Source organism: Knoellia aerolata DSM 18566 (assembly GCF_000768695.1).
In the GTDB taxonomy this organism is placed as follows: domain Bacteria; phylum Actinomycetota; class Actinomycetes; order Actinomycetales; family Dermatophilaceae; genus Knoellia; species Knoellia aerolata.
The window spans coordinates 125,003-138,497 of the sequence record NZ_AVPL01000001.1 but is presented as its reverse complement, the minus strand read 5'-3'; the positions used below and the strand labels follow the sequence as shown (position 1 = coordinate 138,497).

General features: G+C 69.5%; 13 protein-coding genes and 1 tRNA gene. 5 read left to right on the top strand and 9 right to left on the bottom strand.

The features are described 5' to 3' along the window. Positions 1 to 106: 106 nt before the first annotated feature. From rpoB to N801_RS00680, 9 genes are all read right to left on the bottom strand, one after another. A complete protein-coding gene (gene rpoB, locus N801_RS00720) occupies positions 107 to 3,595 on the bottom strand; it encodes a DNA-directed RNA polymerase subunit beta (RefSeq protein WP_035931743.1) in 3,489 nt (1,162 codons plus the stop codon). Positions 3,596 to 4,020: 425 nt separating this feature from the next. Continuing rightward, a complete protein-coding gene (rplL, locus tag N801_RS00715; RefSeq protein ID WP_035931741.1) occupies positions 4,021 to 4,410 on the bottom strand; it encodes a 50S ribosomal protein L7/L12 in 390 nt (129 codons plus the stop codon). An 81-nt stretch (positions 4,411 to 4,491) separates the two neighbouring features. Continuing rightward, positions 4,492 to 5,130: a 50S ribosomal protein L10 gene (gene rplJ, locus N801_RS00710; protein ID WP_035931739.1), complete on the bottom strand. Its 639-nt coding sequence runs from the start codon at positions 5,128 to 5,130 to the stop codon at positions 4,492 to 4,494. A 490-nt stretch (positions 5,131 to 5,620) separates the two neighbouring features. Beyond that, the gene (locus N801_RS00705) at positions 5,621 to 6,430 is read right to left on the bottom strand and encodes a hypothetical protein (RefSeq protein ID WP_035931735.1); all 810 of its coding nucleotides are present in this window, start codon (positions 6,428 to 6,430) and stop codon (positions 5,621 to 5,623) included. 173 nt (positions 6,431 to 6,603) lie between these two features. Continuing rightward, positions 6,604 to 7,323: a 50S ribosomal protein L1 gene (rplA, locus tag N801_RS00700; RefSeq protein WP_035931733.1), complete on the bottom strand. Its 720-nt coding sequence runs from the start codon at positions 7,321 to 7,323 to the stop codon at positions 6,604 to 6,606. Between the two features lie 172 nt (positions 7,324 to 7,495). Next, complete coding sequence (gene rplK / locus N801_RS00695) at positions 7,496 to 7,930, bottom strand: 50S ribosomal protein L11 (RefSeq protein ID WP_035931731.1); 435 nt, start codon at positions 7,928 to 7,930, stop codon at positions 7,496 to 7,498. A 68-nt stretch (positions 7,931 to 7,998) separates the two neighbouring features. After that, positions 7,999 to 8,907, bottom strand: a complete 909-nt coding sequence (nusG, locus tag N801_RS00690; protein WP_035931729.1) for a transcription termination/antitermination protein NusG — start codon at positions 8,905 to 8,907, stop codon at positions 7,999 to 8,001. Positions 8,908 to 8,981: 74 nt separating this feature from the next. Continuing rightward, complete coding sequence (secE, locus tag N801_RS00685; protein ID WP_035931727.1) at positions 8,982 to 9,254, bottom strand: preprotein translocase subunit SecE; 273 nt, start codon at positions 9,252 to 9,254, stop codon at positions 8,982 to 8,984. 31 nt (positions 9,255 to 9,285) lie between these two features. After that, positions 9,286 to 9,358, bottom strand: a tRNA-Trp gene (locus N801_RS00680). Positions 9,359 to 9,540: 182 nt separating this feature from the next. Between N801_RS00680 and N801_RS00675 the strand changes: the two genes are divergently transcribed. From N801_RS00675 to N801_RS00655, 5 genes are read left to right on the top strand one after another with little or no spacing between them, the layout of a single operon-like run. After that, the gene (locus N801_RS00675) at positions 9,541 to 10,845 is read left to right on the top strand and encodes an aspartate aminotransferase type Ic (RefSeq protein ID WP_035931724.1); all 1,305 of its coding nucleotides are present in this window, start codon (positions 9,541 to 9,543) and stop codon (positions 10,843 to 10,845) included. Between the two features lie 4 nt (positions 10,846 to 10,849). Next, positions 10,850 to 11,359, top strand: coding sequence for a hypothetical protein (locus tag N801_RS00670; RefSeq protein WP_035931722.1), 510 nt, complete (start codon positions 10,850 to 10,852; stop codon positions 11,357 to 11,359). After that, positions 11,356 to 12,396 (top strand): adenosine deaminase, encoded by a 1,041-nt coding sequence (locus N801_RS00665; protein ID WP_035931720.1) that lies wholly within the window; start codon positions 11,356 to 11,358, stop codon positions 12,394 to 12,396. Before N801_RS00670 ends, N801_RS00665 begins: the two co-directional genes overlap by 4 nt. Before the next feature lie 53 nt (positions 12,397 to 12,449). Beyond that, complete coding sequence (locus N801_RS00660) at positions 12,450 to 13,157, top strand: LSm family protein (RefSeq protein ID WP_156996379.1); 708 nt, start codon at positions 12,450 to 12,452, stop codon at positions 13,155 to 13,157. Further along, positions 13,150 to 13,464, top strand: coding sequence for a hypothetical protein (locus N801_RS00655; RefSeq protein WP_035931715.1), 315 nt, complete (start codon positions 13,150 to 13,152; stop codon positions 13,462 to 13,464). Before N801_RS00660 ends, N801_RS00655 begins: the two co-directional genes overlap by 8 nt. Positions 13,465 to 13,495 lie beyond the last annotated feature (31 nt).

Genomic DNA, 13,495 nt, shown 5'->3' with positions numbered 1-13,495 from the left:
CTTCTCTCGTTGCTCTAGCTAAATCAGAATTGTGGGTCGTCAGCAGGCTGGGTATGCCGTGCGCTCGCCGAGCGCGGTGTGCGGACGGGAGCGCACGGCATACGGGTCAGACCTCTTCGACCGAACTGGGCTCGCGGCGGGACAGGTCGATACCGAGCTCCTCCGCGGCGCGGAAGACGTCCTCTTCGGCCTCACGCATCTCGATGGCCTGGCCGTCGCTGGACAGGACCTCGACGTTGAGGCAGAGGCTCTGCATCTCCTTGATGAGCACCTTGAAGGACTCGGGGATGCCGGGCTCGGGGATGTTGTCGCCCTTGACGATGGCCTCGTAGACCTTCACGCGGCCGTTGACGTCGTCCGACTTGATCGTCAGCAGCTCCTGCAGCGCGTAGGCGGCGCCGTAGGCCTCGAGGGCCCACACCTCCATCTCACCGAAGCGCTGGCCACCGAACTGGGCCTTACCGCCGAGCGGCTGCTGGGTGATCATCGAGTACGGACCCGTGCTGCGTGCGTGGATCTTGTCGTCCACGAGGTGGTGCAGCTTGAGGATGTACATGTATCCGACCGAGACCGGCTCCGGGTACGGCTCGCCGGAGCGACCGTCGAAGAGCATGGTCTTGCCGGACCCGTCGATGAGACGGACACCGTCACGGGTCTTGCGGGTGCTGTCGAGCAGGCCGACGATCTCGTTCTCGCGCACGCCGTCGAAGACGGGCGAGGCGACCCGGGTGCCGGGCTCGGCCGAGCGGGCGTCGGAGGGGATGAGGTTGGCCCACTCGGGGCTGCCCTCGATGTCCCAGCCACGGCTCGCGGCCCAGCCCAGGTGCAGCTCGAGGATCTGGCCGATGTTCATTCGACCGGGGACCCCGAGCGGGTTGAGCACGACGTCGACCGGCGTGCCGTCCTCGAGGAACGGCATGTCCTCGACCGGCAGGATCTTGGAGATGACGCCCTTGTTGCCGTGACGACCGGCGAGCTTGTCACCGTCGGTGATCTTGCGCTTGTTGGCGACGTAGACACGCACGAGCTGGTTGACGCCCGGGGGCAGCTCGTCGCCGTCGTCCTTCTCGAACACCTTGACGGCGATGACCGTGCCGGTCTCACCGTGGGGCACCTTGAGGGACGTGTCGCGGACCTCGCGCGCCTTCTCACCGAAGATCGCGCGGAGCAGGCGCTCCTCCGGGGTCAGCTCGGTCTCGCCCTTGGGCGTGACCTTGCCGACGAGGAGGTCACCGTCACGGACCTCGGCCCCGATGCGGATGATCCCGCGCTCGTCGAGGTCCGCGAGGACCTCCTCGGAGACGTTGGGGATGTCGCGGGTGATCTCCTCCGGGCCGAGCTTGGTGTCACGGGCGTCGACCTCGTGCTCCTCGATGTGGATCGAGGAGAGGACGTCGTCCTGCACCAGGCGCTGGCTGAGGATGATCGCGTCCTCGTAGTTGTGGCCCTCCCACGGCATGAACGCCACGAGGAGGTTGCGGCCGAGCGCCATCTCGCCACCGTCGGTCGCGGGACCGTCGGCGATGAGTCCGGACTTCTCGACCCGGTCACCCTCGGCCACGACCACACGCTGGTTGTAGCTGTTGCCCTGGTTGGAGCGGGTGAACTTGTCGATCCGGTACGTGCGCGAGGTGCCGTCGTCGGCGGCGACCGTGACGAGGTCAGCCGACACCTCGGTGACCACGCCCGCCTTTTCGGCGATGACGACGTCACCGGAGTCGACCGCTGCGCGGTACTCCATGCCGGTGCCGACGAGCGGGGCCTCGGCCTTGACGAGCGGCACGGCCTGGCGCTGCATGTTGGACCCCATGAGCGCGCGGTTGGCGTCGTCGTGCTCGAGGAACGGGATGAGCGCGGTCGCGGCCGAGACCATCTGGCGGGCGGAGACGTCGATGTAGTCGACGTCGTCACCCGGGATGTACTCGACCTCGCCACCCTTGACGCGCACGAGCACGCGCTCGTGGGCGAAGCGCTCACCCTCGGCGTCGAGGGTCGCGTTGGCCTGGGCGATGACGTGCTCGTCCTCTTCGTCCGCCGACAGGTAGTGGATCTCGTCGGTGATGCGACCCTTGGTGACCTTGCGGTACGGGGTCTCGATGAAGCCGAACGCGTTGATGCGGCCGTAGGACGCGAGCGAGCCGATGAGGCCGATGTTCGGGCCCTCCGGGGTCTCGATCGGGCACATGCGGCCGTAGTGCGACGGGTGGACGTCACGGACCTCCATGCCGGCGCGGTCACGGGAGAGACCACCCGGGCCCAGGGCGGACAGACGACGCTTGTGCGTCAGCCCCGAGAGCGGGTTGTTCTGGTCCATGAACTGCGACAGCTGGGAGGTGCCGAAGAACTCCTTGATCGAGGCCACCACGGGGCGGATGTTGATCAGGGTCTGCGGCGTGATCGCCTCGACGTCCTGCGTGGTCATCCGCTCGCGGACGACGCGCTCCATCCGGGACAGGCCCGTGCGGACCTGGTTCTGGATGAGCTCGCCGACGTTGCGCAGGCGACGGTTGCCGAAGTGGTCGATGTCGTCGGTCTCGACCCGCACGTCCACGGACTCGCCCTTGCGGGTGCCCGGGAGCGTCTCGTCGCCGTTGTGCAGGGCGACGATGTACTTGATGGTCGCGACGATGTCGTCGATGGCCAGCGTCGAGTTGGTGAGCTCGCCGTCGAGGCCGAGCTTCTTGTTGATCTTGTAACGACCGACCTTGGCCAGGTCGTAGCGCTTGCCGTTGAAGTAGAGGTTGTCGAGCAGGTTCTGCGCGGCCTCACGGGTGGGCGGTTCGCCCGGACGCAGCTTGCGGTAGATGTCGAGCAGCGCGTCGTCCTGGCCCTGGGTGTTGTCCTTGTCCAGGGTGAGCTCGATCGACTCGTAGCCGGCGAACTCCTCACGGATCTGGGCCTCGGTCATGCCGAGCGCCTTGAGGAGGACGGTGACCGACTGCTTGCGCTTGCGGTCGACGCGGACGCCGACCATGTCGCGCTTGTCGATCTCGAACTCGAGCCAGGCGCCACGGCTCGGGATGATCTTGGCGGTGTAGATGTCCTTGTCGGACGTCTTGTCGGCGGTGCGCTCGAAGTACACGCCCGGGCTGCGGACGAGCTGCGAGACGACGACCCGCTCGGTGCCGTTGATGATGAACGTGCCGCGCTCGGTCATGAGCGGGAAGTCGCCCATGAAGACGGTCTGGCTCTTGATCTCACCGGTGGTGTTGTTCATGAACTCGGCGGTGACGAACAGGGGCGCGGAGTAGGTCTGGTCGCGCTCCTTGCAGTCCTCGATCGAGTACTTGACGTCTTCGAAGCGGTGGTCGCGGAACGAGAGCGACATGGAGCCGCTGAAGTCCTCGATCGGGGAGATCTCCTCGAAGATGTCCTCGAGCCCGGACCGCTCCGGGACGTCGTCACGGCCGACAGCGCGCGCTTCGGCGACGCGCTCCTGCCAGCGCTCGTTGCCGAGGAGCCAGTCGAAGCTCTCGGTCTGGAGAGCGAGGAGGTCAGGGACCTCCAGGGGCTCACGGATCTTGCCGAACGAGAGACGGCCCGAAGCCGTCAATGCGGTGGTCACGGTCTTGGACGCGGTGCGCGAGGCAGCCAAGGATGGTCCTTCCACTGGCCATGTGTTGGTACGGAGGTCGCACGACCCAGGACTCCCGAGTGCTCGTGCCTTGGTGCGGCCACGCCGTGCAGTAGCCGGGGTGCGGCGGGGGCACGGCAGAGGACGCTCGGCGGGAGCGGACGGAGGTCATGGGCAGGGCAAAGCACGAGTCTAGACCAAAAAGGGCACGCCCGTCCAACCCTGTCCAATCGCGCCCCTCGCGGGGCGGACGCAGGTCCGGTCAGCCGTCGCATGCGGCAGGCACGCGGTGTGACCCGGAAAGGATGACTCGCGCAGCGCCGGACGTCAAGCGCTGTCGTCGGCCCGTTGCGCGTGTCGCCTGGGGGGACACGGAACGGGCGGGACGGATCCGAGGATCCGTCCCGCCCGTTCGCGAGGTGATTCAGCCTCTGTCGAGGCTCAGCTCACTTGAGCTCGACGGTCGCGCCTGCGCCCTCGAGCTGCTCCTTGGCCTTGTCGGCCGCGGCCTTGTCGACCTTCTCGAGGACGGCCTTGGGGGCGCCGTCGACGAGGTCCTTGGCCTCCTTGAGACCGAGGGAGGTCAGGGCGCGGACCTCCTTGATGACGGCGATCTTCTTGTCGCCGGCGGCGATGAGGACGACGTCGAACTCGTCCTGCTCCTCGACGGCAGCGGCGTCGCCGCCACCACCGGCGGGGGCTGCACCGGCAACCGCGACGGGCGCGGCGGCGGTGACGCCGAAGGTGTCCTCGAACTGCTTGACGAACTCGGAGAGCTCGATGAGGGTCATCTCCTTGAAAGCCTCAAGGAGCTCGTCGGTGCTGAGCTTGGCCATGATGGCGCCTTTCTACTTCTGTGTATGCCGTGAGTGGCGGTGAGGTGGAAAACCTGGGTCCGTGCGTCGAGACGCGCGGGCTCAGGCGTCGTCGCCACCCGTGGCGACGTCTGCGGTTGCCTCGGCCGCAGGTGCGGCGTCGGCGGGGGTCTCTTCACCAGCGGTCTCGGCTGCGGGCGCAGCGTCAGAGCCACCGATCGGGCCCTCTGCCTCGACCTTGGCCCGCAAGGCGTCGACGACCCGAGCGGTCTGCGACAACGGAGCGGCGAAGAGGTAGACAGCCTTGCTGAGCGAGGCGTTCATGGCGCCGGCCAGCTTGGCGAGGAGGACCTCGCGGGACTCGAGGGCCGCGAGCTTGGTGATGTCCTCGGCCGAGAGCGCCTTGCCGTCGAGCAGGCCGCTCTTGATCACGAGGAGGGGGTGTGCCTTGGCGAAGTCACGCAGGCCCTTGGCGGCCTCGACCGGGTCACCGTCGACGAAGGCGATGGCGGAGGGTCCCACCAGCTGCCCGTCGAAGGCCGTGACTCCGGCCTCCTTGGCGGCGAGCTCGGTCAGCGTGTTCTTGACCACGGCGTAGGTCGCGTTGCCACGAAGGGCGGCGCGAAGGTCGGTGATCTGCTTCACCGAGAGCCCGCGGTACTCCGTGAGGACAGTGGCGTTGGAGCTACGGAACTTCTCCGCGAGCTCGGCGATCGCCGCGGTCTTGTCTGCACGAGACATTCGGGCCTCCTTCCGTCGGTACGACCATCGGGTGAAGGAGCCACGAACGAGAATGAGCCCCGGCGCAGGGCGCGGGGCTCAAGCAGACGCGACGATGAGGTCGCATGTGGTCGAAACTCGGCCTGCGCTGGTTGCCCGCTCTCGCGGATCCTTCGGTCAGGTGCGGATGCACCCGACAACCGGCGGTCTTTGGTCAAGGGACACAGTAGTGGCGCGACGCCCCGGCGACCAAATCGACCCCAGCGACCTCCGTCGGGCGCCCGCTGCGTGCGTCCGCAACCCTGGTCAGGACCGCGACCACCTTTGCGGACGCTGACGTATGCCGGCTGCGTGCGTCCGCAACCCTGGTCAGGTTCACGACCACCCTTGCGGACGCTGACGTATGCCGGCTGCGTGCGTCCGCAACCCTGGTCGGGTTCTCGACCAGGGTTGCGGACGCTGCGGCAGCCGGGGGCGGCTGGGGTGGCTGGGGTGGCGGGCGTGGCTGGGGTCAGCCGGCGGAGGGGAAGCTCATCGGACCGACCTGGTCCGCGGGTGGCTCGGTGATCTCGACCTTCTTGCCCCAGTCGCCGTAGGTGACCTCGATCGACTGGTTGGCGACCTGGGTGGAGATGGTGACCGGGCGGTCCTCCTTGTCGAGGACGTAGACCATGGCCAGCGGCGGCGCCGAGGCGCTCGCCGACGGGCTCGGGGACGCGGTCGCGCCCATGGCCTTGGCCGGGTCGACCGAGAACTCGTAGGTGGTGCTGTCGGCGGACGTGGCCTTGACCGTCGCCTGCGTGCCCTTGAGGTTGGCGGCCATCCTGGACGGGTCGCTGACGCCGCCCTCGACGATGCCCTTGAACATCTGGCTCACCGGGTCGTCGGCGGCGGGGTCGATCTTGACCCACGGCTTGGCCTGCCCCGGAAGTCCCTTGAGGTAGACGAAGTCGCCGACGGCGATGATCTCCATCTCGGAGCCCTCGATCGGGACCGTGGTGTGCTGCTCGAGCTTGCCGTCGACGTAGCGGAAGTCCCCCGTGGCGGTCTCGCCGCCGGTGTCCATCGTCATCGTGCCGCTGCCGGCCTTCTCCATCGCCGCGACCATGCGTGCCGCCACCTCGCCGGCGTCGACCTTGTCGCCCTCGGCCGCGGCCTTGGTCCCCGCGGACGCGGAACCCGAGGCCTTCGTGTCGGTCGACCCGGAGCCGCCCGAGCCGGACTCGGCCGAGCCGGTGTCGCCCGAGCCGCAGGCGCCGAGCGTGAGCAGTCCGGCGAGTGCGAGAGCCGCACCGCTGGAGCGGCGCATCGTGAGTGTCATGGGTTCCCTCCCCTGTTGAGTGCCTCGAGCGTAACGGCGAGCCCCGCCACCCCACGAACCCGCCGGCGGGCGGGAGCCCTCAGGAGGCCTCGACCTCCCCGGGTCGTCATCCCGGGCAGCACGAAGGCCCCCACCCGTGACGGGTGGGGGCCTTCGTCGTCCGGCGAGGGGACTCAGGCGTCGGCCTGGTCCTCGCCGAGCAGGTTGCGGGTCTTGGTGAAGTCCACGGGGATGCCGGGGCCCATCGTCGTCGACATCGTGGCCTTGCTGATGTAGCGGCCCTTCGACGACGCGGGCTTGAGGCGGAGGATCTCCTCGAGCGCGGCGGCGTAGTTCTCGACGAGCTTGGTCTCGTCGAAGGACGCCTTGCCGATGATGAAGTGGAGGTTCGCGTGCTTGTCCACGCGGAACTCGATCTTGCCGCCCTTGATGTCGGTCACGGCCTTGGCCGTGTCCATCGTGACCGTGCCGGTCTTCGGGTTCGGCATGAGACCACGCGGGCCCAGGACCTTGCCGAGACGACCGACCTTGCCCATGAGGTCGGGGGTGGCGACGATCGCGTCGAAGTCGAGCCAGCCGTTCGCGACCTTCTCGAGGAGGTCGTCGGAGCCCACGTAGTCGGCGCCGGCCGCCTTGGCCGCCTCGGCCTTGTCGCCGTTGGCGAAGACGAGGACGCGGGCGGTCTTGCCCGTGCCGTGCGGGAGGTTGACGGTGCCACGGACCATCTGGTCGGCCTTGCGCGGGTCGACGCCGAGTCGCATCGCGACCTCGACCGTCTCGTCGTACTTGGCCTTGGCGCCGGCCTTGGCGAGGCGGACGGCCTCACGGGGGGCGTAGGCGGTGTCGGTGTCGATCTGCTCCGCGGTGGCGCGGTAGCCCTTGCTGCGCTTCATGTCTGCTCCTGGTGTCTCAGTGGTGGAGTCGTGGTCCGGGCCAGCGCTGGCCCTCCCACCCGCTTCGCCCGAGGGGGCGAAACGCTTCCGGTATGCCGGCCGCCCCCGTCTGGGGGGTCCCACGCTCTGCGTGGGCCGGCCGGCATACCGACGTCGGTCTCGATCGTCCCCCTCAGAGGGAGGTCTCGATACCCATCTGACGGGCCGTACCGGCGATGATCTTCATCGCGGCGTCGATGTCGTTGGCGTTGAGGTCCGGCATCTTCTGCTCGGCGATCTCGCGCACCTGGTCCGTGGTCAGCTTGGCGACCTTGGTCTTGTGCGGCTCGCCGGAGCCCTTCTGGACGCCCGCGGCCTTCTTGATCAGCTCGGAGGCCGGCGGGGTCTTGGTGATGAAGGTGAACGAGCGGTCCTCGAACACGGTGATGACGACGGGGATGATGTTGCCCCGCTGGTGCTCGGTCGCAGCGTTGTACTGCTTGACGAACTCCATGATGTTGACACCGTGCTGACCGAGGGCGGGGCCCACGGGAGGAGCCGGGGTCGCCGCACCAGCCTGGATCTGCAGGTTGATGTAGCCGGAGACCTTCTTGCTCTTGGGAGGCATGTCTGTGTTCCTTTGTCGGTTGTGGGCCCACGCCGTGGGCGATGACCCGGTTGCAGTGCTGGCGGACGTCAGATCTTGGTGACCTGGCTGAACGACAGCTCGACCGGGGTCTCCCGGCCGAAGATGGAGACGAGGACCTTGAGCTTCTGGCTCTCGGCGTTGATCTCGGAGATCGTCGCCGGCAGGGTCTCGAAGGGGCCGTCCATGACGGTGACCGACTCGCCGACCTCGAAGTCGACGATGGCGGGGCCGGAGGCGGAGCCGCCACCGGAGCCGGAGGAGCCGGACCCGGAGGCCGCGGAGGCGGCGAGCTCGAGGTCGGCCGGCTTGATCATCGTGTAGACCTCGTCGAGGCTCAGCGGCACCGGCTGGTGCGCGTTGCCGACGAAGCCGGTGACACCGGGCGTGTGGCGCACGGCGCCCCACGACTCGTCGGTGAGGTCCATGCGGACGAGGACGTACCCGGGCATCCGGACCCGGCGGACCAGCTTGCGCTGACCGCTCTTGATCTCGGTGACCTCCTCCATGGGGACCTCGATCTCGAAGATGTAGTCCTCCATGTTGAGGGACTGGATCCGGGTCTCGAGGTTGGTCTTCACGCGGTTCTCGTAGCCCGCGTAGGAGTGGATGACGTACCAGTCACCGAACTTCGACGCGAGGTCCTCCTTGAAGGCCTTGACCGGGTCGATCTCGGTGGGGACGACGTCGCCGTCCTCGTCGGTCTCGGTCGTGGCCGTCACGAGGGCGCCCTCGGTGTCCTCGTCGGAGTCGTCGGAGTCGTCGGTCTCGTCGGCGTCGGACTCGTCGGACTCGAGGCTCTCGCGGGGCGCGTCGGGGAGCGTGTCGAGGAACGCGGGGGCGGTGTCGCCGAGGGACAGCGACTCACGCTGGGCGGCGCTGTCGACGTCGTCGACGGCGAGGGTCTCGGGCTCGCCGGAGGTCGACTCGGCGTCCTGGGACGTCGTGTGGTCGGACACGTGCGGACCTACTTCCTGTACAGCGTTGAGTTCGATCGTGGTGCGGGCGCGACCTCTCGGACGCGCCCGGGGGCTCAGCCCCCGTTGCCGAAGACCAGACCGACCAGCTTGCTGAAGCCGAAGTCGAGTCCGGACACGAACGCCATCATCACCGTCACGAAGACGATGACGACGATCGTGTAGTTCCACAGCTCGGAGCGGGTCGGTCGAACGACCTTGCGCAGCTCGTCGAGGATCTGGCTGATGAACAGACCGAGGGATCCGAAGAGCCGCGACACGGGGTTGCGACCGTCGCGGGCGCGCTTCGTCGCCTGCTTCGAGTCGCGGGACTCGCCCACTTCCGTCACGTTGCCTCTTCTCCGAAATGATCTGAACCTGCAGGGCAGGAGGGACTCGAACCCCCAACCGCCGGTTTTGGAGACCGGTGCTCTACCAATTGAGCCACTGCCCTAGGAACGCACCCGCTGGGCCGGTGGTTCCGAGGTGACCGCAGGCATGACGAATCATGGTGCAATCACCGATCAACCAGCATACGGGAAGCCCCGGCCCGACGCGAAACGCCTCAGGCCGTGGGCCCTCCTCGCCGAGGGGCCCCATGAGCAGACATGTCGGTGCCGGTCCGGGTCTGCGAGCATGGGTGGCGTGACCGAGCCGACCACCGCCACCGCCCTGTCCGACCTCTCCGCCGACGAGCTGGAGTCCTTCCTCGAGAACCAGCGCACGGCATACGCCGAGCTCCAGGGCCGAGGGCTGAAGCTCGACCTCACCCGTGGCAAGCCCTCGGTCGCCCAGCTCGACCTGTGCAACGAGCTCCTCGGGCTGCCGAAGGGCCACCTCGACGCCGGCGGGACCGACGTCCGCAACTACGGCGGGCTGTCCGGGATCACCGAGCTGCGGGAGATGTTCGCCGACCTGCTGTGGGTCGAGACCGAGCAGGTCGTCGCGGGCGGCAACTCCAGCCTGACGATGATGCACGACTGCCTCGTCCAGCTGCTCCTGCACGGCGCCCCGGACTCACCCCGGCCGTGGTCGCAGGAGGAGAGGGTGAGGTTCATCTGCCCCGTCCCCGGCTACGACCGGCACTTCACGATGCTCGCGTCCTACGGGATCGAGATGCTCACCGTGCCGATGCACGAGGACGGCCCGGACGTCGCCGCGGTGCGTGAGCTCGTCAAGGACCCGGCGGTCAAGGGCATGTGGATCGTCCCGACCTACGCGAACCCGTCCGGCTCGACCTGCTCCCAGGAGGTGGCGAGCGCTTTGGCGTCGATGGAGACCGCGGCACCGGACTTCCGCATCTTCTGGGACAACGCCTACGCCTTCCACCACCTCACCGAGGACGAGGCCAAGAGCGCCGACATCCTCACCCTCGCCTCCGGGTCCGGGCACCCCGACCGGCCGATCATGTTCGCGTCGACCTCGAAGATCACCTTCGCCGGCTCCGGGGTCGCGTTCCTCGCGGCGTCCAAGGCCAACGTCGACTGGTACCTCGGCCACCAGCAGTTCGCGTCCATCGGGCCCGACAAGGTCAACCAGCTCCGGCACGCCCAGTTCTTCGGGTCGGCCGAGGGCGTGCGCGCGCACATGGCGCGGCACCGCGAGATCCTCGCGCCCAAGTTCGCGGCGGTCGACGAGGCCCTGACGTCGGCGCTCGAGGGCCGCGCGGTGGCGACGTGGTCCAAGCCGTCCGGCGGCTACTTCGTCAACCTCGACGTCCTCGACGGCACCGCGACCCGGGTCGTGGAGCTGGCCAAGGCTGCCGGGATCGCGCTGACCCCCGCGGGTGCGTCCTTCCCGCACGGCCACGACCCGCGCGACCGCAACATCCGCCTGGCGCCGTCGTTCCCGGTGCTCGACGAGGTCCGGACCGCGATGGCGGGGGTCGCCACGTGCGTGCTCCTCGCCGCCGCCGAAACGCTCTCCGGCGTGCAAGGCTGAGGACATGAGCGATCAGCCGGGAACAGAGAGCTTCGACACCGACCTGGGCTCGATGAGCCTCGACGACGGTGTGGACGCAGGTGCCGGGGAGCCGGGCCTGCTCGACTCGAGCGAGGGCGACAACCTGCCCTTCACGCCCCCGGACAGGCAGTCGCGGGCGACCGAATGGGGCACGACCGCCTCCGAGCAGGCGCAGGACGAGACCATCGACCAGCGCATCGCGCAGGAGGTGCCGGACCCGGACTCCGCCTACGGTGCGCCCGACAACGAGTCCGGTCTCGACGGTGAGGCCCCGGTCGGCGGTGACGACCCCGACGCCATCCCTGCGTCCGAGGACTTCCTCGGGGAGCCGGGCGACGTCGACGGAGCCTCCCTGACGAGCCCCGACGAAGGTGCCCGTGCCGACGACGAGGCCACGCTCGTGGCGGAGGAGACGACGGCGTTCCGGCCCGGCCCGGAGGCCGACGAGACGCGGTCGGCCGAGGAGTCGGCCATGCACATCGTCGAGGAGTGAGCCAGGCCCTCCGGCCGACGGTGACCCTGCCGAAGGCGCACCTGCACCTGCACTTCACCGGGTCGATGCGCATCGACACCGTGCGCGAGATGTCGCGGGCACTCGGTCTGCGGTTGCCCTCGGCGCTCGAGGCCGACTGGCCGGTGACCTTCGAGACCCGGGACGAGCGCGGGTGGTTCCGCTTCCAGAGCCTGTACGACGCGGCGCGGGCGTGCGTGCGCGGCGAGGCGGCGATGCGCCGGATCGTGCGCGAGGCCGCTCTGGACGACGGCGCCGAGGGTTCGCGCTGGCTCGAGCTGCAGGTCGATCCCACGTCGTACGCGCCGTTCGTCGGGGGGATCACCCCGGCGATCGAGATCGTGCTCGACGAGGCGGCGGTGGTGTCCCGCGAACCGGGAGCGGCGCAGGTCGGCATCATCGTGGCGGCCTCGCGGATGCGCCACGAGCTGGAGTCGCGCACGCTCGCCCGCCTCGCGGCGCGGTATGCCGGCGAAGGACCCGGTGCCGTCGTGGGCTTCGGGCTGAGCAACGACGAGCGACGTGGGGAGACGGAGTCGTTCGCGCCCGCCTTCGCCATCGCCCGCCGCGCCGGCCTGGCGCTGGTGCCCCATGCGGGCGAGCTGCTGGGGCCGGAGGCGGTCGAGCGCACGCTGTCGTCGCTGGCGCCGGACCGGCTCGGCCACGGGGTCCGGGCGGTGGAGGACCCGCGGACGCTGGAGCGGGTGGCCGCAGACGGTGTCGCACTCGAGGTGTGCCCCGGGAGCAACATCTCGCTCGGCGTCTACGACGAGATCGAGGACGTTCCGCTGAGACGGCTCGTCGACGCGGGGGCGACCGTCGCGCTGGGCGCCGACGACCCGCTGATCTTCGGGTCGCGGCTGGTCGCGCAGTACGAGGTCGCGCGGTTGCTGGAGTTCAGCGATGCCGAGCTCGCCGAGCTGGCGCGCGGCTCGCTGCGGGCGTCGCGGGCGCCCGCCTCGGTGAAGGACGCGGCCCTCTCCGACATCGACGGGTGGTTGGCGGCCACACCCGTCTGACAAGTCGGACGTCCCTGTCCCAGGGCCGCCGAATCACCGCCTATGTTGGGTCGATGCAGGGACCTCCGAGCGCCAGTACTGGGCGGTCCGTCACGAGTGGCGGTTCGCTGGCCGTTCTCGGAGATGCCGGTGGAGCGGTCCTCGCCCGTGCTTTCGGCCTGGTCGCGCGGCTGCGCGGCACGCGCGCGCTGCACTCGGTCGGGTTCTGTGGCACCGGGGCCTTGACCATCGAGCCCGGGCCCCGCAGTGGAGTCGTGCTGCTCGACGACCCGGGCCCGCACCGCTGCCTGGTGCGCTGGTCGCGCGCGACCGGCCTCCACGACGCTGCCGACATCGAAGGCCTGGCCGTCCGACTGCAGGGACCTGCCGCCGGTGACGTGCTCGTCGCCTCCACCGGCACCGGCGTGCTGACCCGGCACGTGCTCACGCTGCGCGGTCGCCGCGACCACGGCCCCCTCACCACCCTGCTGCCCCTGTCCACCGCGCGAGGTCCGCTCCTCCTCCGCCTCGACCCCGTGACGGACACGGTCGACCCGCCGTCGGCCTACCGCCTCCTCGTCTCCGCGCCGGGGAGGCCGTGGCACGAGCGCGGCCGGCTGGACATCACCTGGACCGACCTGGACTGCTCCCGCCGCCACGACCCGGTCGGCCGCCCACCGGCGGGCACGTGGACCCACCCGATGTGGGCGCGGCTGCGCGAACCCTCGTATGCCGCGTCCCACCGGGTGCGGGCCGCCCCGGACGAGCCGCGCCATGCGTGAGCCGACGACGGGCGCCGAGGAGCACCCCGAGCGGTGGCTCGTCGTCGGCGGTCGGCGGTGGCGGCGACAGGACCCGGAGCTGCCGTCAGACGTCGCGGAGCGGCTGCTGTCCCACTTGGGCCGCGGGCGCTCGGGTGTGCGGTCGGCGACCGCGGCGGGTGAGGACCCGGCGTCGGCCCGGCGGCGGGTCGACCTCGCCAAGCACGGGCTCGGCGAACGGGGCGCCGCATGGTGGGAGCAGGACGCCTCGGAGCGGCGACGCCGCTGGGAGGAGGCGTTGACCGACCTTGACCGACTCGACGACTGAGCCCGCGCACCGACCGACACACGGCCCCGGG

Excerpts from the sequence above, each read along its gene's own strand:
- rplL (WP_035931741.1), bottom strand. The coding sequence starts at position 4,410 with ATGGCCAAGCTCAGCACCGACGAGCTCCTTGAGGCTTTCAAGGAGATG.
- rplJ (WP_035931739.1), bottom strand. The coding sequence starts at position 5,130 with ATGTCTCGTGCAGACAAGACCGCGGCGATCGCCGAGCTCGCGGAGAAG.
- N801_RS00705 (WP_035931735.1), bottom strand. The coding sequence starts at position 6,430 with ATGACACTCACGATGCGCCGCTCCAGCGGTGCGGCTCTCGCACTCGCC.
- rplA (WP_035931733.1), bottom strand. The coding sequence starts at position 7,323 with ATGAAGCGCAGCAAGGGCTACCGCGCCACCGCGGAGCAGATCGACACC.
- rplK (WP_035931731.1), bottom strand. The coding sequence starts at position 7,930 with ATGCCTCCCAAGAGCAAGAAGGTCTCCGGCTACATCAACCTGCAGATC.
- N801_RS00675 (WP_035931724.1), top strand. The coding sequence starts at position 9,541 with ATGGGTGGCGTGACCGAGCCGACCACCGCCACCGCCCTGTCCGACCTC.
- N801_RS00670 (WP_035931722.1), top strand. The coding sequence starts at position 10,850 with ATGAGCGATCAGCCGGGAACAGAGAGCTTCGACACCGACCTGGGCTCG.
- N801_RS00660 (WP_156996379.1), top strand. The coding sequence starts at position 12,450 with ATGCAGGGACCTCCGAGCGCCAGTACTGGGCGGTCCGTCACGAGTGGC.
- N801_RS00655 (WP_035931715.1), top strand. The coding sequence starts at position 13,150 with ATGCGTGAGCCGACGACGGGCGCCGAGGAGCACCCCGAGCGGTGGCTC.